At 44.9% G+C, this 17,995-nt stretch carries 13 protein-coding genes and 2 pseudogenes; 11 read left to right on the top strand and 4 right to left on the bottom strand.

The annotated features are described in order from the left end of the window. Positions 1–6 precede the first annotated feature (6 nt). Positions 7–240, bottom strand: a complete 234-nt coding sequence (locus BTW01_RS17520; RefSeq protein ID WP_162104256.1) for a YgaP family membrane protein — start codon at positions 238–240, stop codon at positions 7–9. Positions 241–363: 123 nt separating this feature from the next. Here BTW01_RS17520 and BTW01_RS17515 point away from each other — a divergent pair, with 123 nt between their 5' ends. The 8 genes and pseudogenes from BTW01_RS17515 (at position 364) to BTW01_RS17480 (ending at position 11,095) form a co-directional block, all read left to right on the top strand. Then, positions 364–2,106, top strand: a complete 1,743-nt coding sequence (locus BTW01_RS17515; RefSeq protein ID WP_162104255.1) for an adenine deaminase — start codon at positions 364–366, stop codon at positions 2,104–2,106. Between the two features lie 26 nt (positions 2,107–2,132). Next, positions 2,133–3,129 (top strand): annotated as a pseudogene (locus BTW01_RS17510) (DUF3048 domain-containing protein). A gap of 2 nt (positions 3,130–3,131) precedes the next feature. Next, entirely contained in the window at positions 3,132–3,446 is a 315-nt protein-coding gene (locus BTW01_RS17505) for a YerC/YecD family TrpR-related protein (protein ID WP_162104254.1), read from the top strand. Positions 3,447–3,704: 258 nt separating this feature from the next. After that, positions 3,705–4,391 (top strand): heptaprenylglyceryl phosphate synthase, encoded by a 687-nt coding sequence (locus BTW01_RS17500; RefSeq protein WP_162104253.1) that lies wholly within the window; start codon positions 3,705–3,707, stop codon positions 4,389–4,391. Positions 4,392–4,452: 61 nt separating this feature from the next. Continuing rightward, a complete protein-coding gene (gene pcrA, locus BTW01_RS17495; protein WP_162104252.1) occupies positions 4,453–6,672 on the top strand; it encodes a DNA helicase PcrA in 2,220 nt (739 codons plus the stop codon). 23 nt (positions 6,673–6,695) lie between these two features. Then, complete coding sequence (ligA, locus tag BTW01_RS17490; RefSeq protein WP_162104251.1) at positions 6,696–8,702, top strand: NAD-dependent DNA ligase LigA; 2,007 nt, start codon at positions 6,696–6,698, stop codon at positions 8,700–8,702. A gap of 15 nt (positions 8,703–8,717) precedes the next feature. After that, positions 8,718–9,908, top strand: a complete 1,191-nt coding sequence (locus BTW01_RS17485; protein WP_162104250.1) for a CamS family sex pheromone protein — start codon at positions 8,718–8,720, stop codon at positions 9,906–9,908. A gap of 185 nt (positions 9,909–10,093) precedes the next feature. Beyond that, positions 10,094–11,095, top strand: a complete 1,002-nt coding sequence (locus tag BTW01_RS17480; protein WP_162104249.1) for a phosphotransferase enzyme family protein — start codon at positions 10,094–10,096, stop codon at positions 11,093–11,095. A 37-nt stretch (positions 11,096–11,132) separates the two neighbouring features. On the opposite strand, the gene BTW01_RS17475 is transcribed toward BTW01_RS17480, so the two are convergent. Next, on the bottom strand, positions 11,133–11,831 hold the full coding sequence (locus tag BTW01_RS17475) for an MgtC/SapB family protein (RefSeq protein ID WP_162104248.1): 699 nt from the start codon (positions 11,829–11,831) through the stop codon (positions 11,133–11,135). Positions 11,832–11,937: 106 nt separating this feature from the next. Further along, positions 11,938–13,419: a sodium/proline symporter PutP gene (gene putP / locus BTW01_RS17470; RefSeq protein ID WP_162104247.1), complete on the bottom strand. Its 1,482-nt coding sequence runs from the start codon at positions 13,417–13,419 to the stop codon at positions 11,938–11,940. A gap of 412 nt (positions 13,420–13,831) precedes the next feature. Between putP and gatC the strand changes: the two genes are divergently transcribed. Genes gatC through gatB form a run of 3 tightly spaced genes read left to right on the top strand, consistent with a single transcriptional unit; the run spans position 13,832 to position 17,039 of the window. Next, positions 13,832–14,122: an Asp-tRNA(Asn)/Glu-tRNA(Gln) amidotransferase subunit GatC gene (gene gatC / locus BTW01_RS17465; protein WP_024715828.1), complete on the top strand. Its 291-nt coding sequence runs from the start codon at positions 13,832–13,834 to the stop codon at positions 14,120–14,122. A gap of 15 nt (positions 14,123–14,137) precedes the next feature. After that, positions 14,138–15,595 carry an Asp-tRNA(Asn)/Glu-tRNA(Gln) amidotransferase subunit GatA gene (gene gatA / locus BTW01_RS17460; protein ID WP_162104246.1) on the top strand — a complete coding sequence of 486 codons (1,458 nt, stop codon included), beginning with the start codon at positions 14,138–14,140 and terminating at the stop codon, positions 15,593–15,595. 13 nt (positions 15,596–15,608) lie between these two features. Beyond that, entirely contained in the window at positions 15,609–17,039 is a 1,431-nt protein-coding gene (gatB, locus tag BTW01_RS17455; protein ID WP_162104245.1) for an Asp-tRNA(Asn)/Glu-tRNA(Gln) amidotransferase subunit GatB, read from the top strand. 18 nt (positions 17,040–17,057) lie between these two features. On the opposite strand, the pseudogene BTW01_RS17450 reads toward gatB, so the two are convergent. After that, a pseudogene (locus BTW01_RS17450) lies at positions 17,058–17,934 on the bottom strand (TetR/AcrR family transcriptional regulator). Between the last annotated feature and the right edge of the window lie 61 nt (positions 17,935–17,995).

Here is a 17,995-nt window from a genome sequence, read left to right as displayed (position 1 = left end):
TTTTGTTTATCTGTTTTGATGCTCCTGTTCGTTATTGCCGGGAGCATTGTTTTGAAACATATAGGTCACAGGACAGAAGCGCAAGATTCCCGATCCTGCTTTCATGGCCCCCATAAAGATGTAAAAGAGGTGCATTCTGCACCAAGGTTTTTTCGAAAACTTTGCACTGGCGGCTGACATAATCGTCAGTCCGCATGCGATTCTGAAGACTGCATTGATGAGACTGATATTTGGCTTCATGGAAATCCGCTCCTTTGTACTTGCAAATGTAATTGACCTTCAAAAACTTGTTACGTTTTAATCATGCGTCATGAGGAAGGATGTGATAACATGAGTCTAATACATGTAAAGGAGAGTATGTGAATGTCCGAACGCACCTTTAACTGGAAAATCCAAGACATCAGGGCACAGGTTGATGTTGTAGACTCAAAGCTGCTTCCAACGCTCCTTTTACGGAATGCTCTCGTCTTAAATCCATATGTAAAACAATGGCTTAAAAAAAACATTTGGATTTATCAGGACCGCATTGTTTACGTGGGTCATGAACTTCCGAATCGAGCCGAAGAAATTCATACGATCGATTGTGAAGGAAAATACATTGTGCCGGGGTATATCGAACCGCACGCACATCCTTTTCAAATATATAATCCCCAAACGCTGGCGGAATATGTGTCTCAATACGGAACAACGACATTCGTGAATGATAACTTATTTTTGCTTTTACAAACCGGAAAAAAGAAAGCGCTTACCGTATTAAATGAACTTAAAAAGCAGCCTGTTCAATATTTTTGGTGGTCACGCTATGACCTTCAGACTGAGGTTCAGAACGAGGACCACGTTCTTCCGTTTGATGTCAGAAAGCAGTGGATTGAACATCCGGATGTGATTCAGGGCGGAGAAATGACCGGATGGCCTCGTTTAGTTGATGGTGATGATTTAATGCTTCACTGCATGCAAACTACAAAGAAGCAGAGAAAACGCATTGAAGGGCATTTCCCCGGCGCTTCGGATAAAACGCTTACAAAAATGAAGCTGTTCGGAGCGGATTGTGATCATGAAGCCATGACAGGTGATGAAGTAATGAGAAGGTTGGAACAGGGCTACTATGTTTCCCTTCGGAATTCTTCCATTCGCCCAGATGTAAGAAAAATCTTGCGGGAACTGCATGAAAAGGGATTCCGCTGTTATGACCACTTTTTTTACACGACAGACGGCGCGACACCGAACTTTTATAAAGGCGGCATGACAAACGAGCTGATCCGCATCGCGCTAGAAGAAGGTGTACCTGCAATCGATGCCTACAACATGGCATCATTTCATATTGCAAAGTATTATCAAATGGATGATTATTTAGGTGTGGTCGGACCGGGAAGATTGGCGTCGCTGAACATACTTGAAGATCCGTTACATCCGAATCCTGTGACTGTATTGTCAAAAGGGGTCATCCTTCGTGAAGACGGCTGTAATTTGAAGGCGTTTACAAAAATGAGCTGGGACAAAGGCGGTCTTGTCCCGCTTAAGCTTTCATATGATATGACGATGGATGATTTGCAGTTTTCCATGCCGATGGGCGTAAAAATGCGGAATGCGGTCATTATGGAGCCGTATATGATTGAGATTGACAATTCGATGGAACAGCTCTCGTTTGATCATGATGAAAGTTATTTGACAATGATTGATAAACATGGAAAATGGCGAGTGAATACGATGATAAAAGGGTTTGCTTCAAGCGTGCAAGGGTTTGTGAGCTCCTTTACGACGACAGGCGATATTGTCGCGATTGGAAAAAATAAAGCGGATATGCTGCTCGCATTCGCTCGCATGAAAGAGATCGGGGGAGGAATCGTTCTTGCGGAAAATGGGAACATTCTGCATGAAATTCCGCTTGCGCTATGCGGCTGTGCTTCTTCGGAAGCGTATGAAAATGTGCTGAAGAAGGAACAAAAGCTGATAGAGCTTTTGACTGAGAGAGGCTACGAGTTTTGTGATCCCGTCTATACGCTGCTCTTTTTGCAAAGTACACACCTTCCGTATATACGCATTACGCCGAGAGGAATCTTCGATGTCATGAAAAAAACTGTACTCTTTCCATCGATAATGCGTTAAAATATAAAAGAGCGGGGAGCCGACAAATGAAGAAATGGATGGCAGGTTGCGTGCTATGTTTTGTGTTTTTTCTGCTTGTATCCTGTCAGCAGAAGGATGCTCTTCCGGATGCTGAAAAGAAGCTGAAAGCTCCTTTGACGGGACTGGAGACTGAACAGAAGGTAATTGAACGCCGGCCTGTTGCTGTTGTGGTGAACAATCACTTGAAGGCAAGGCCGCAATCAGGGCTGTCTAAAGCCGACATTGTCATAGAAGCGCTTGCCGAGGGGCAAATTACACGATTCTTGGCCATTTTTCAAAGCCAGATGCCTGAAACTGTCGGACCGGTGCGGAGCGCGCGGGAATATTTCGTCACTCTCAGCAATGGCTTTGACAGCATATTTGTCCACCATGGCTGGAGTCCCGGCGCCAAAGAGCAGCTGGAATCCGGAGCTGCCGATTATATGAATGGATTGGATTTTGACGGAAGCTTATTTTGGAGAGCTGATTTCAGCAAACCGCCCCACAATTCCTACACGTCTTATGAGAATATAAAAAAGGCGGCGAAGCAAAAGGGATACGAGCTGAAGCGGAAAACAGATCCGCTGCTGTTTCAAACATCAGAAGCAAAACCTGCAAATGTATCTTACAATGTTCGGGTAGATTATGGAACAAAGAACATTACAAATCTTGTCGAATACAACTATGATAAAAAAGCTGAATCTTATATAAGAAGCTCTGATGGTGTCATAACGACAGACCGGGAAACCGGAAAGCCGGTTGCAATGCAGAATATTTTCATTGTTGAAGCCAGCCATCATACTATTGATCAAGATGGAAGACGCGACATCGACCTGGAATCAGGCGGGAAAGGTCTGTTGTTTCAGTGCGGCAGCGTTATTGAAACAGACTGGAAACAAGTAAACGGAAGAATTGTGCCGGTGAAAGACGGCAAATGGCTGCCGTTTGTGCCAGGAAAGACTTGGATTAATATCGTGCCTGATCTCGATGCGGCTTCTATTACGTAAAGGAGAAGGTGTGTAACGATGCAAATCGATAAATTACGCGGCAAAGAGCTGGACCAGTTATTCAACTCAATCTTATCGCTGAAAGACCTGGAGGAATGTTACCGGTTCTTCGATGATCTTTGCACAATTAACGAAATTCAATCGCTGGCTCAGCGCCTTGAAGTGGCGCGCATGCTTCGCGAAGGAAACACGTATCATAAGATTGAAACAGAAACAGGCGCTTCCACGGCTACAATTTCCCGTGTGAAACGCTGTTTAAATTACGGAAATGACGCTTATGAAATGGCGCTTGACCGTGTGAAGGGGACGGAAACAGAATCTTCTTCAAAATAAAAAAGAACCGCCCTGCCGCCGGCAAGGGCGGTTTTTTTATGCGACGTCTTCCTCCTGTTTTTCATTTCATAAGCAAGGAATCTTTTGTCTGAATCTTAGAGCTATTGAAGGCTTGCTGGATCTCTCTTTTTTTATGAAAAAAGAATCAAAACACCTTTTTCAGTGAATAACGAGATTAACGGCTTTTTCCGTTTTTCCGCGCTATGTGAATTTGTTATAATGTTTAAATGGTAACAAATGAATGGAGGAACGTATGACGTGTACGATGTAACGGAGTGGAAGCATGTCTTTAAACTCGATCCAAATAAAGATTTGCCTGATGAACAGCTGGAGATTCTTTGTGAATCAGGAACGGATGCAGTCATTATTGGCGGAAGCGATGGTGTGACAGAGGATAATGTCCTGCAGATGATGTCTAAGGTAAGACGGTTTTTAGTGCCGTGTGTCCTTGAGGTGTCAGCAATTGAAGCGATCGTTCCCGGCTTTGACTTATATTTTATTCCGAGTGTATTAAATAGTAAGAACGCGGACTGGATTGTCGGTATGCATCAGAAAGCAATGAAGGAATACGGAGAACTGTTGTCAATGGAAGAAATCGTAGCGGAAGGCTACTGTATCGCAAATCCTGATTGCAAAGCGGCAGCACTGACTGAAGCGGATGCGGAGCTGAGTATTGACGATATCGCCGCTTATGCGCGTGTATCTGAGCTATTGCATCTTCCGATTTTTTATTTGGAATACAGCGGTATGCTTGGCGACATAGAAGCCGTGAAGAAAACGAAATCTGTATTGGAAACGTCCACCTTGTTTTACGGCGGCGGCATCAAGGATGCGGAAACGGCAAAGCAATATGCAGAACATGCAGACGTGATCGTTGTGGGCAATGCGGTATATGAAGATTTTGACAGGGCTTTGAAAACGGTAGCAGCGGTGAAAGGCGAGTAGTAAATTGTACGGATTTGGTTTATGATAGAACATATGTTTTGTATAGGCGGGTGAACAAATTTTGAATTATATTAGCAATCAATTACTAAGCGGATTAAACCCCGTTCAGCAGGAGGCAGTCAAAACAACGGACGGCCCTCTCTTGCTGATGGCGGGAGCGGGAAGCGGAAAGACGCGTGTCCTGACACACAGAATCGCTTATTTAATGGCGGAAAAGCATGTGGCGCCGTGGAACATTCTGGCGATCACATTTACCAATAAAGCGGCACGCGAAATGAAAGAACGTGTGGAAAGCATTCTCGGACCTGGTGCGGACGATATTTGGATTTCCACATTCCACAGCATGTGCGTGCGAATTTTGCGCAGAGATATCGACCGGATCGGGATCAACCGCAATTTCTCCATCCTTGATACAGCTGATCAGCTTTCAGTGATTAAGGGGATTTTGAAGGAGCGCAATCTTGACCCGAAGAAGTTTGACCCAAGAAGCATCCTCGGCACGATCAGCAGTGCGAAAAACGAATTGACCGAACCAGAGGAATTCTCTAAAGTTGCCGGCGGCTACTATGATCAGGTAGTCAGCGATGTGTATACTGATTATCAGAAGAAGCTTTTGAAAAACCAATCGCTCGATTTTGATGATTTGATTATGACGACAATTAAACTGTTTGACCGTGTGCCGGAAGTGCTTGAATTTTATCAGCGTAAATTCCAGTACATCCACGTCGACGAGTATCAGGATACGAACAGAGCCCAATACATGCTCGTAAAGCAGCTTGCAGAACGTTTCCAGAACCTTTGCGTGGTCGGGGACTCTGATCAGTCGATTTATAGATGGCGCGGCGCGGATATCGCCAATATCCTTTCTTTTGAAAAAGATTATCCAAACGCCAGCGTGATTTTGCTTGAACAAAATTACCGTTCGACGAAACGGATTTTGCGCGCGGCGAACGAGGTTATCAAAAACAACTCAAACCGCAAACCAAAAAATTTGTGGACGGAAAATGATGATGGCATCAAAATTTCCTACTACCGCGGAGATAATGAGTTTGGCGAAGGACAGTTTGTAGCGGGGAAAATCCATCAGCTTTACAGCTCAGGTAAGCGGAAGCTGTCAGAGATCGCCATTTTGTACCGGACAAATGCACAGTCCCGTGTGATTGAGGAAACGCTTCTCAAATCTGGCTTGAACTATAACATTGTCGGCGGCACAAAGTTCTATGACAGAAAAGAAATCAAAGACATCCTCGCATACCTGCGCCTCGTATCCAATCCGGATGACGATATCAGTTTTACGCGTATTGTTAATGTCCCGAAACGCGGAGTCGGTGCGACATCACTTGAAAAAATAGCTTCGTATGCGGCGATGAATGGCTTGTCCTTTTTCCAAGCGATTCAGCAGGTCGATTTTATCGGGGTCAGCGCCAAAGCGGCCAACGCGCTCGACAGCTTCAGACAAATGGTTGAGAACCTGACCAATATGCAGGATTACTTATCCATTACAGAGCTGACAGAAGAAATTCTTGATAAAACGGAATACAGGGAAATGCTCAAGACTGAGAAATCAATCGAGGCCCAAAGCCGTTTAGAAAACATTGACGAGTTCCTGTCTGTTACGAAAAACTTTGAACAGAAAAGTGAAGACAAGACACTTGTTGCGTTCCTGACAGACTTGGCGCTGATCGCAGATATTGATCAGCTCGACCAGAAGGAGGAAGAGTCAGGAGGAAAGGATGCAGTCACCTTGATGACCCTGCATGCCGCAAAAGGGCTTGAATTCCCGGTTGTTTTCTTGATGGGGCTTGAAGAAGGCGTCTTCCCGCACAGCCGTTCATTAATGGAAGAAGCCGAAATGGAAGAAGAACGCCGCCTTGCTTACGTCGGCATTACAAGAGCGGAGCAGGAGCTTTATCTGACTAACGCCAAAATGCGGACCTTATTTGGCCGAACAAACATGAACCCGGAATCTCGCTTTATTGCTGAAATACCGGATGACTTATTGGAAAACCTAAATGAGAAAAAAGAAACAAGAGCGCCGTCTGCGAGAAAAATGCAGCCGAGACGCGGCCCTGTTTCACGGCCGGTATCCTACGCCAGCAAAACAGGCGGCGACACCTTAAACTGGGCAGTCGGAGATAAGGCCGGCCATAAAAAATGGGGCACAGGAACTGTCGTCAGCGTAAAAGGCGAAGGAGAAGGAACGGAGCTTGATATTGCTTTTCCGAGCCCTGTCGGTGTGAAACGCCTGTTAGCAGCGTTTGCTCCTATTGAAAAGCAGTGATTGAAGAGGAAAGGAAGAAGCAGATGGACAAAGAAACAGCGAAGCAGCGGACAGACGAACTGCGCCGCACGATCAACAAGTATAGCTATGAATATTACACCTTAGATGAACCGAGCGTCCCTGATGCCGAATACGACAGATTGATGCAGGAGCTGATTGCGATTGAGGAGAAGCATCCAGACCTCAGGACGCCCGACTCTCCTACACAGCGTGTCGGCGGGGCTGTGCTTGAAGCGTTTCAGAAGGTCACTCACGGCACGCCGATGCTCAGCTTAGGCAACGCTTTTAATGCGGATGATCTTCGTGATTTCGACCGCCGGGTGCGCCAGGCGGTCGGCGACGACGTGGCGTATAATGTGGAGCTGAAAATAGACGGTCTTGCTGTTTCTCTCCGTTATGAAGACGGCTATTTTGTCAGAGGTGCCACAAGAGGTGACGGAACGACAGGAGAGGATATTACGGAGAATTTGAAGACGATCCGGAATATACCGCTCAAAATGAAACGTGATCTGTCAATCGAAGTGCGCGGCGAGGCATATATGCCGAAGCGTTCGTTTGAAGCGCTCAATGAGGAACGGATCAAAAACGAAGAAGAACCGTTTGCCAATCCGCGAAATGCAGCTGCGGGATCACTCAGACAGCTCGATCCGAAAATTGCGGCGAAACGAAACCTCGATATCTTCGTCTACAGTATAGCGGAGCTTGACGAGATGGGTGTGGAGACGCAAAGCCAGGGGCTTGATTTTCTCGACGAAATCGGATTTAAAACGAACCAGGAACGAAAAAAATGCAGCAGCATAGAAGAAGTGATTGCGCTGGTCGATGAATTTCAGGAGAAGCGAGCTGACCTTCCGTATGAAATTGACGGCATCGTCATTAAAGTCGATTCTCTTGATCAGCAGGAGGAGCTTGGTTATACGGCGAAAAGCCCGCGTTGGGCCATCGCGTATAAATTTCCTGCTGAAGAGGTCGTGACAAAGCTTCTCGATATTGAATTAAATGTCGGCAGAACCGGTGTGATTACGCCAACCGCAATTTTGGAGCCGGTAAAAGTTGCCGGCACAACGGTCTCAAGAGCATCCCTTCATAACGAAGATTTAATTAAAGAGAAGGACATTCGGATTTTGGATAAGGTCGTTATTAAAAAAGCGGGCGATATCATTCCGGAAGTCGTGAATGTCCTCATTGAACAGCGCACAGGAGAAGAAAAAGAATTCAGCATGCCGACGGAGTGCCCTGAATGCGGTAGCGAACTCGTCCGCATCGAAGGAGAAGTGGCGCTCCGCTGTATTAACCCTGAATGCCCTGCGCAAATTCGGGAAGGGCTGATTCATTTTGTTTCCCGAAATGCCATGAACATTGACGGACTCGGCGAACGAGTGATCACACAGCTGTTTGAGGAGAACCTTGTCCGCAATGTGGCGGATTTGTATAAGCTGACGAAGGAACGGGTTATCCAGCTCGAACGCATGGGAGAAAAGTCAACTGAAAACCTGATCAGCTCCATTCAAAAATCAAAAGAGAATTCGTTAGAGCGCTTGCTGTTCGGACTTGGCATCCGCTTTATCGGTTCAAAAGCCGCAAAGACGCTTGCCATGCATTTTGAGAGCTTGGAGAATCTGAAAAAAGCTTCAAAAGAGGAGCTCCTTGCGGTCGATGAAATCGGTGAAAAAATGGCTGATGCGGTCATCACTTATTTTCATAAAGAAGAAATGCTTGAACTCCTGGACGAACTTCAGGAGCTGGGCGTAAACACACACTACAAAGGCCCGAAAAAAGTGAAAGCTGAGGACAGCGATTCTTACTTTGCGGGTAAAACTATTGTATTGACAGGAAAGCTGGAACAACTGTCAAGAAACGATGCCAAGGCGCAAATCGAAGCGCTCGGCGGCAAGATGACAGGCAGCGTCAGCAAAAACACAGACTTGGTCATCGCCGGAGAAGCGGCGGGAAGCAAGCTGGCAAAAGCACAAGAGCTGAACATTGAAGTGTGGAATGAAGCGCAATTAATGGAAGAGCTAAAGAAATAAGAGGAGTGTTTTCTATTGAAAAAGACGTTGGCAATGGCGGCAACGGCGGCAGTGTTAATGCTGTCTGCCTGCTCGTCAGGTTTTGGGGGGGATAAGGAGGAAGAGATCACGCAAAAGACACCGAAATCGTCAGAAAAAGCGATTGTCCCGAAATATAATATCTCTGACTCCTATTACAAAATGGTGCTGCCGTTTAAGGCGGGAAAAGCGCGCGGCTTAACAACGGAACAGCTGAATACAAGATTGGACATTGATGAGTTTGAAACAGGGCTGATGCGTCTTGCCCAAGATTCGTTCTCGACTGACGATTATCTATTCCAAGAAGGGCAATATTTAGATGAAGATACAGTGTTAAGCTGGCTGGCACGGAAAAAAACAGGATCTGATCTGAAAAAAGCCCAAAAAGATGATCAAAACTTTAAAAATGAAGGCTTGAACCCAGCGCTTCCAAGCTCCGGTTCCACAGAAGAAAAGAACGAAAACAGCCCGGTTTATTTAGCGTCCATGCTGGAACACGATTATTTAGTCAGAAAAGACAAAAATTCCATCCAGCTTGGCGGCGTGATGATCGGTCTTGCGTTAAACTCCGTGTATTACTATCGTGAGAAAACGGGCGATCCTCAAAAAGAAGTGGAAATTAAGGACAGCACGCTTCGCGAGCAGGGCGAAAAAATTGCACAAGAGGTCATTAACCGCCTCCGTAAAAAAGATAACTTGAAGAATGTGCCGATCACTGTCGCGCTCTACAAGCAGGCGTCAAAAACATCAATTGTTCCGGGGAATTTCATCGCTAAAACAGAAGTGAAGGCAGGCTCCGCGGATATTCCAAATTGGGATGACATCAAAGAAAAATACGTATTTTATCCGGCTGACGCAACGACAGCAGAAAAATACCCGGATGACTCAGAAGTCTTCAAGCGGTTCAAAAATTCAATTGAAGAATATTTCCCGAACTATACAGGCGTTGTCGGTACAGCGCTATATGAAAATGATGATATGAAAAAAATGAAAATTAGCATTCCAATGCAATTTTACGGAAAAAGTGAAGTCGTCGCATTCACCCAGTTCTTAACGGGAGAAGTGATGGACTACTACTCCAAGGGCTCGATTGATGTTGAAGTCAATATCACGTCCTCGGACGGACAGGAAGCGGTTATTATTCGCAATGCCGGAGATAAAGAGCCAACTGTTCACATTTATGAATGATCAACAAAGCAACCCCCTTGTGCCTATAAGGCCCGAGGGGTTTTTTGTGTTATAATTAGCAGGATAAGGAAATATGTTTTCGCTTCCGCCGAAGCACAAATCAAAGGGGAGGTATGTTGATGCTGGAATTCGTGTGAAAACAATGGGTATCAAATCAATAGCAAAAGAAAGGGAGTTAGAAAAACGTGCATAAAGAAATTAAAAAAATATTTCATGAAGATCAGGTTTTGGCAGAGGCGGCAGTGAGATATGGTTTCCGAAAGAGTCAGATGCGTTTTCTGGCAGATGCGGAAAACTACGTATATGAATGTATGAAAGATCATCAATCTTATATTTTAAAGATTACCCATACCATTCGAAGAACTTCAAATGATATGAGGGGAGAAATGGATTGGCTCCGTCACCTTGCAGAAGGCGGGCTTTCGGTTGCGAAATCGCTACCATCGCTGAGCGGAAAAGATGTTGAAGAGGTGCCGGACGGAAATGGCGGTTTCTTTTTATTGAGAATCTATGAGAAAGCGCCAGGGCAAAAAGTGGATGAATCGGACTGGAATGAAATGCTATTTTATGAGCTTGGCAAATACACAGGTGAGATGCACAACCTGACAAAAAGCTACAAACTGAGCAATCCCGCTTTTAAAAGACAGGAATGGGATGAAGAGGAGCAGTTAAAGCTGAGAAAGTATGTGCCTGAAGATCAGACAAAGGTGTTTCAGCAAGCCGATTTGCTGATGAATGAACTGCGGCGTCTTCCGAAAAATCGGGACAGCTATGGTTTGGTGCATGCGGATTTGCATCATGGCAATTTTCATTGGGATCATGGCAAAATCACAGCATTTGATTTTGATGATATTGGCTACAATTGGTTCATTAATGATATCAGCATACTCCTCTACAATGTGCTTTGGTATCCTGTTGTGCCTTATGAAAATAAAGCTGCATTTACAGAGGAATTTATGACGCATTTCATGAAAGGATACTGGGAGAAAAATGATCTGGATCCCGCGTGGCTGAGAAGGATACCTGATTTTCTGCGCCTTCGCCATATGCTGATTTACGGATTGCTGCATCAGATGTTTGACCTTAACACAATAGGAGAAGAGGAAAAAGAAATGCTCGCCGGCTTCAGACGAGATATAGAAAATGGCACACCGATTACAGCATTTGATTTTTCCGCACTGATGTAGATAAAAAAGCCAATGGGATTCAATGTCCCATTGGCTTTTATAATGTATCACATTTAACGCCGACTACGCCTTCAATGTCTTTAATATCATAGTAGACATCGGTCGTGTACCTGTTTTTATGGACGCGGACCTTCACTTCCATAATTGGGAATTCCTTTTCGCCGAGGTCGTCGATCCGGACAGAGTGTGTTTTGATATCTCTTCTTTTCATTTCTTTTAAAATCTCTGTCATTTTGTCTTTATCAGAAAGCGACATTCTGATGCGGATGTCTTTTTCCTGCAGGCGGTCCGGACCGATCTTTCTGACTGCCCATGGCAGAAATTCCACACTGATCAGGATGAACAGAAGACTGGCAAATGCTTCTTTATAAAATCCGGCTCCCGTTGCCAGCCCAAGCCCCGCTGCTCCCCAGATCATAGCTGATGTCGTCAAGCCGGAAATGACATCATTGCTTTTTCGCAAAATGACACCGGCTCCGATAAAGCCGACGCCGGAAATGATTTGTGCCGGCAGACGCAGCGGGTCCATCATGATGCGATAGTATTTAGGGAAATGATATGCCGCATTTATACTGACGATCGTCAGCATGCATGAGCTGACGGCGATAACGATACAGGTTTTTAATCCGAGCGGTTTATTTTTTAATTCACGCTCCAGCCCAATGACCATGCCAATCAAAGTAGCAATGGCCAATTTTAATAAAATATCAGGATCAATATACCAGCTCAACAGCAAATTCCCCCCTTCTCTAAGGTGTTTTTAAATAAATATGATTTTCTCACAGTATTTATAGCAAAACAAGAGCATAAAAGCCACCAAGCGGTGCTTGATGGCTTTTTGATTACTTTTTGCGTTTTAATAACAGTTTTTCCATGACACCGAACAATCGGTAAGAGGCTTTTGCAGGACGTTTTGTGATCAAGCTTCCGATAACACCCGCAATCATACTCAGGAAAAATCCTGGAATCATTTCATAGATACCTGTGGAGTCAGCTAAGCCAGTTGTAATCCAAATTAATACTGTGGCAGCTCCGACAATCATGGCTGAAAGGGCGCCCCATTCAGTCATTCGTTTCCAATACAGGCTCAGAAGAATAGCAGGCCCAAAAGCAGAACCGAATCCGGCCCATGCATAACCAACCAGATCAAGAATCGTGCTGCTTGGATTCAAGGACATCAGAACCGCAATAACTGCGATCATTAAGACTGACAGCCGACCGGCCAAGACCAATTCTTTATCCGATGCTTCCCTTCTGAAAAATGTCCGATATAAATCCTCGATCATCGCGCTCGCTGTTACCAGAAGCTGAGAAGAGATCGAACTCATAATGGCTGCTAAAATAGCAGACAGCAAAAATCCCGTAATCAATGGGTGGAACAAAATTTTAGAAAAAATAATGAAAATCGTTTCAGGATCACTTATAGCAACTCCGAATTTATGCGCGTAAGCCACACCGACTAAACCTGTTACGGTTGAACCTAGAATAGAGATGATCATCCAGCTCATGCCGATTCTGCGTGCAGGTTTTAAATCCTTGATATGCTTAATCGCCATAAAACGGACGATGATATGAGGCTGGCCGTAGTAGCCTAAGCCCCAGGCCAAATAGGAAATAATGCTAATGACGCTCGCGCCTTTAAATATATCCAATAGCTTTGGGTCTACAGCTGTAATCTCATGTAAAGCAGGAGAAACGCCGCCCAGCTGGGTAAAAGCAACGATCGGCACAAGCACTAGTGCTACAAACATGATCGCACCCTGTACAAAATCAGTCAAACTGACAGCAAGGAAACCGCCAAATAGTGTATACAACACAACAATACCTGTAGTCAGCAGAAGTCCAAGTGTATAATCGGCTCCAAAAGCAGATTCAAATAATCTTCCGCCTGATACCATACCAGAAGAAGTATACAGTGTGAAAAAGATCATAATGATTAAAGCTGATACAATTTTCAGCACTGATGAAGAATGCTGGAATCGTTTATCAAAGAAATCGGGAATCGTAATCGCGTCATCCGCCGCTTCCGTATAAGCTCTAAGACGGGGCGCCAATAGAAGATAGTTCGAATACGCGCCGATTGTTAAACCGAGTGCAAGCCATAATGTCGACAAGCCTGTCGCAAACATTGCGCCTGGTATTCCCATCAGCATCCATCCGCTCATATCCGCCGCTCCGGCAGACAAAGCAGTTACAAATGGCCCGAGACCTCTACCTCCAAGCATGTAATCATTGATGTCAGTTGTTTTCTTAAATGAGTACCAGCCGATTAACAGCATGGCAGAAAAGTAAATTCCTAATGATATAATAATTTCAATACTCACGTTTTACCCTCTTTTCACTAATAATGTTGCATCACCTCTCAAATTGATGGTGCCAGTTAAGCATCCTGGCGCAAGTGCAAACCTTACAATCATTCGCTGTGCAGGTGCACTTGTTAACTTAACCTAACAAAGTATTCCCGTCCATTCAAGCGATGAAACTTGGATATTCCGAGGAAAATACTGTTGCAAACCTAGAAGGGAACAGAGAATAAAACGCTTTCAAAAAATAACAAAAGTAAAAATTTTCAGAAAATTATTTTGTTTCTCCTTTGCCTCATTTTAGTATAAAATAAATAGGGTATTATCTCGGAATCACAAGCCAGTCCCAAGGCGTTTTGTTGCTTTAGAGGGCTTGTTTTTGATATGATCAGTATTATATGACTTAACGGAGAAATATGTGGAGGTGGATCATATGTCACGAATTTCAATAGAAGAAGTAAAGCACGTTGCGCACCTTGCGAGACTTGCAATTACTGACGAAGAAGCAAAAATGTTTACTGAACAGCTTGACAGCATCATTTCCTTTGCCGAGGAGCTTAACGAGGTTAACACAGACAATGTGGAGCCTACAACTCACGTGCTGAAAATGAAAAATGTCATGAGAGAAGATGAAGCGGGTAAAGGTCTTCCGGTTGAGGATGTCATGAAAAATGCGCCTGACCATAAAGACGGCTATATTCGTGTGCCATCAATTTTGGACTAAAGGAGGGACACAAGAATGTCATTATTTGATCGTAAAATCACAGAATTAAAACAGCTCATACATAAAAAAGAGATTAAGATTTCTGATCTGGTTGATGAATCTTATAAACGCATCCAAGCAGTTGATGATAAGGTGCAAGCCTTTTTGGCATTAGATGAAGAAAAAGCGCGCGCATACGCGAAGGAGCTTGATGAGGCGGTTGACAGCCGTTCTGAGCACGGCCTTCTTTTCGGTATGCCGATTGGCGTAAAAGATAATATCGTAACAAAAGGGCTGCGCACAACATGCTCCAGCAAAATTCTCGAAAACTTTGATCCGATCTACGACGCTACTGTTGTTCAGCGCCTTCAAGACGCTGAAGCGGTCACAATCGGGAAATTGAACATGGATGAATTCGCCATGGGATCATCTACTGAAAACTCAGCGTACAAGCTGACGAAAAACCCATGGAACTTAGAGACAGTTCCCGGCGGTTCAAGCGGCGGTTCAGCGGCTGCGGTTGCTGCGGGAGAAGTTCCGTTTTCACTTGGATCTGACACAGGCGGTTCCATCCGTCAGCCGGCATCTTTCTGCGGTGTTGTCGGATTAAAGCCTACATACGGACGCGTTTCCCGTTACGGACTGGTCGCATTTGCGTCTTCATTAGACCAAATCGGGCCGATTACGCGTACAGTTGAGGACAACGCGTTTTTGCTTCAAGCGATTTCTGGCGTTGACAAAATGGACGCTACGAGTGCAAATGTGGACGTTCCTGATTTTCTTTCTTCATTAACTGGCGACATCAAAGGATTGAAAATCGCTGTACCGAAAGAATACCTCGGTGAAGGTGTCGGCAAAGAAGCGAGAGAATCTGTACTTGCTGCCCTGAAAGTTCTTGAAGGCCTCGGCGCTACATGGGAAGAAGTATCTCTTCCGCACAGCAAATATGCGTTAGCGACATATTACCTGCTGTCATCTTCTGAAGCGTCAGCCAACCTTGCACGCTTTGACGGCATTCGCTACGGTTACCGTACAGACAACGCGGACAACCTGATCGACCTTTATAAGCAAACACGTTCAGAAGGCTTCGGCGATGAAGTCAAACGCCGCATCATGCTCGGAACGTTCGCTTTAAGCTCAGGCTACTACGATGCGTACTACAAAAAAGCGCAAAAGGTGCGTACGCTGATTAAGAAAGATTTCGAAGACGTTTTTGAGAAATACGATGTTATTGTCGGACCTACTACCCCGACACCTGCATTTAAAATCGGTGAAAACACGAAAGATCCGCTCACAATGTACGCAAACGATATCTTAACAATTCCAGTCAACCTTGCGGGCGTACCGGGCATCAGCGTACCGTGCGGATTAGCAGACGGACTTCCGCTCGGCCTGCAAATCATCGGAAAACATTTTGATGAAAGCACTGTATACCGTGTTGCTCATGCATTTGAACAAGCGACAGACCATCATAAAGCAAAACCTGAACTGTAAGGGGTGAAAAGAATTGAACTTTGAAACGGTAATCGGACTTGAAGTCCACGTCGAGTTAAAAACAAAATCAAAAATTTTCTCAAGCTCTCCAACGCCATTCGGCGCGGAGGCGAACACGCAGACAAGCGTAGTTGACCTCGGATATCCGGGCGTCCTGCCTGTTCTGAACAAAGAAGCTGTTGAATTCGCAATGAAAGCGGCTATGGCGCTCAACTGTGAGATCGCAACAGATACGAAGTTTGACCGCAAAAACTATTTCTACCCAGATAACCCGAAAGCGTATCAGATTTCTCAATTTGATAAGCCAATCGGCGAAAATGGTTGGATTGAAATTGAAGTCGGCGGAAAAACAAAACGCATCGGCATCACACGTCTTCACCTTGAAGAAGATGCCGGAAAACTGACACATACAGGCGATGGCTATTCTCTTGTTGACTTCAACCGTCAAGGAACACCGCTTGTTGAGATCGTATCTGAGCCGGATATCCGCACGCCGGAAGAAGCGTATGCGTATCTTGAAAAGCTGAAGTCTATCATCCAATATACAGGCGTTTCCGACTGTAAAATGGAAGAAGGTTCACTTCGCTGTGACGCCAATATTTCTCTTCGTCCGATTGGCCAAGAGGAATTCGGCACAAAAACAGAATTGAAAAACTTGAACTCCTTTGCGTTTGTTCAAAAAGGCCTTGAGCATGAAGAAAAACGTCAGGAGCAGGTTCTTCTTTCCGGCGGCTTGATTCAGCAGGAAACGCGCCGTTACGACGAAGCGACGAAGAAAACCATTCTCATGCGTGTCAAAGAGGGATCTGACGACTACCGTTACTTCCCGGAGCCAGACCTTGTCGAGCTCTACATTGATGACGAATGGAAGGAGCGCGTAAAAGCAAGCATTCCTGAGCTTCCGGATGAGCGACGCAAGCGTTATATCGAAGAGCTTGGCTTGCCTGCATATGATGCGATGGTTCTGACCCTGACAAAAGAAATGGCTGATTTCTTCGAAGAAACTGTTCAAAAAGGCGCTGAAGCCAAACAAGCGTCTAACTGGCTCATGGGTGAAGTGTCAGCTTATCTGAACGCTGAGCAAAAAGAGCTTGCGGACGTTGCCCTCACACCTGAAGGCCTTGCCGGCATGATCAATTTGATTGAAAAAGGAACCATTTCCTCTAAGATCGCCAAGAAAGTCTTTAAAGAATTGATTGAAAAAGGCGGCGACGCTGAGAAGATTGTGAAAGAAAAAGGCCTCGTTCAAATTTCTGACGAGGGCGTGCTGCTGAAGCTTGTTACAGAAGCGCTTGACAACAACCCTCAATCAATCGAAGACTTTAAAAACGGGAAAGACCGCGCGATCGGCTTCCTTGTCGGACAGATTATGAAAGCGTCCAAAGGACAAGCCAACCCGCCGATGGTCAACAAAATCCTGCTTGAAGAAATAAAAAAACGCTAATCAAAAAGCAGCCCGCCTCTATAAAGAGGGGGCTGCTTTTTTGTGGTCAAATTGAGATGAAAATAGAAATGGAAGCCCGAAGTTTTTCAACTTCTTCGATATGAGTTCCGGTTAAGTTAGACAGCAAGCCTTTAATAATCGGCTTGCGCGGTTGATCCTGAGCAATTTCTTCTTCGATGACATCCAGCGATACGATAATATCCTCGGGCAGCGTCTTGTTTTCTTTCACTTTCTGAATATCCGCAAGCAGCTGGTCTTTCCCCGCAGGCATCGGGCTGAAAATGTCTTTGGGCAAAATTGGAGGGAGGGCTGAACGGCTCAGCCCCTGTACAAGATCATCGAGTCTCTCAATGATAAAGGCTGAGATTTCTTCTGCATCAATGCTGAAATCTCCGTTGAATACCATCACATTCATATAGGAATGCACAATGCCCCTTGCCATGATAGAAAGGTCAGCGACATACCGCTCCATTCTTTCGCCATAAGATGCCAGCAGGGCGTTCCGGTACAGTTTATCCGTTTCCGCAGTGATTTTATAAAAGTATTGTTTGATTTCTTGATTCTCCGGTATGATATTTTCGGTAAGCAAAAGAACGATAAAATCTTTATGATCGCTAAAATCTTCAAATTGAGCGCCAATTTGCTTTTTCAGCACTTCTCTAGGCGGTTTTCCGGCTAGCACTTCTTTTATATTTTTCATCTTTTTCATAGACATGCCGATGTAATATTCACAAGCGGATAACAGCAGCTCGTCTTTCGATTTGAAGTGCAAATAAAAAGCGCCCTTAGAGATGCCGCATTCACTGACAATTTCTTGGATCGTCGTAGAACCAAATCCTTTTTTCGCAAACAAATGAATGCTGGTTTTTATGATTCTCTCTTTCTTTTCATTCATGACGTGCTACCCCTTAATCGTTGAAAAATTTAGTAAAATTTTCTGGTATATGAGTTGACGC

Origin of the sequence: Bacillus sp. SKDU12 (assembly GCF_010093085.1) — a bacterium.
Classification (GTDB): domain Bacteria; phylum Bacillota; class Bacilli; order Bacillales; family Bacillaceae; genus Bacillus; species Bacillus mexicanus.
This window is presented reverse-complemented; position numbering and strand designations above follow the sequence as displayed.

Excerpts from the sequence above, each read along its gene's own strand:
- gatA (WP_162104246.1), top strand. The coding sequence starts at position 14,138 with ATGTCATTATTTGATCGTAAAATCACAGAATTAAAACAGCTCATACAT.
- BTW01_RS17505 (WP_162104254.1), top strand. The coding sequence starts at position 3,132 with ATGCAAATCGATAAATTACGCGGCAAAGAGCTGGACCAGTTATTCAAC.
- gatC (WP_024715828.1), top strand. The coding sequence starts at position 13,832 with ATGTCACGAATTTCAATAGAAGAAGTAAAGCACGTTGCGCACCTTGCG.
- BTW01_RS17515 (WP_162104255.1), top strand. The coding sequence starts at position 364 with ATGTCCGAACGCACCTTTAACTGGAAAATCCAAGACATCAGGGCACAG.
- BTW01_RS17520 (WP_162104256.1), bottom strand. The coding sequence starts at position 240 with ATGAAGCCAAATATCAGTCTCATCAATGCAGTCTTCAGAATCGCATGC.
- ligA (WP_162104251.1), top strand. The coding sequence starts at position 6,696 with ATGGACAAAGAAACAGCGAAGCAGCGGACAGACGAACTGCGCCGCACG.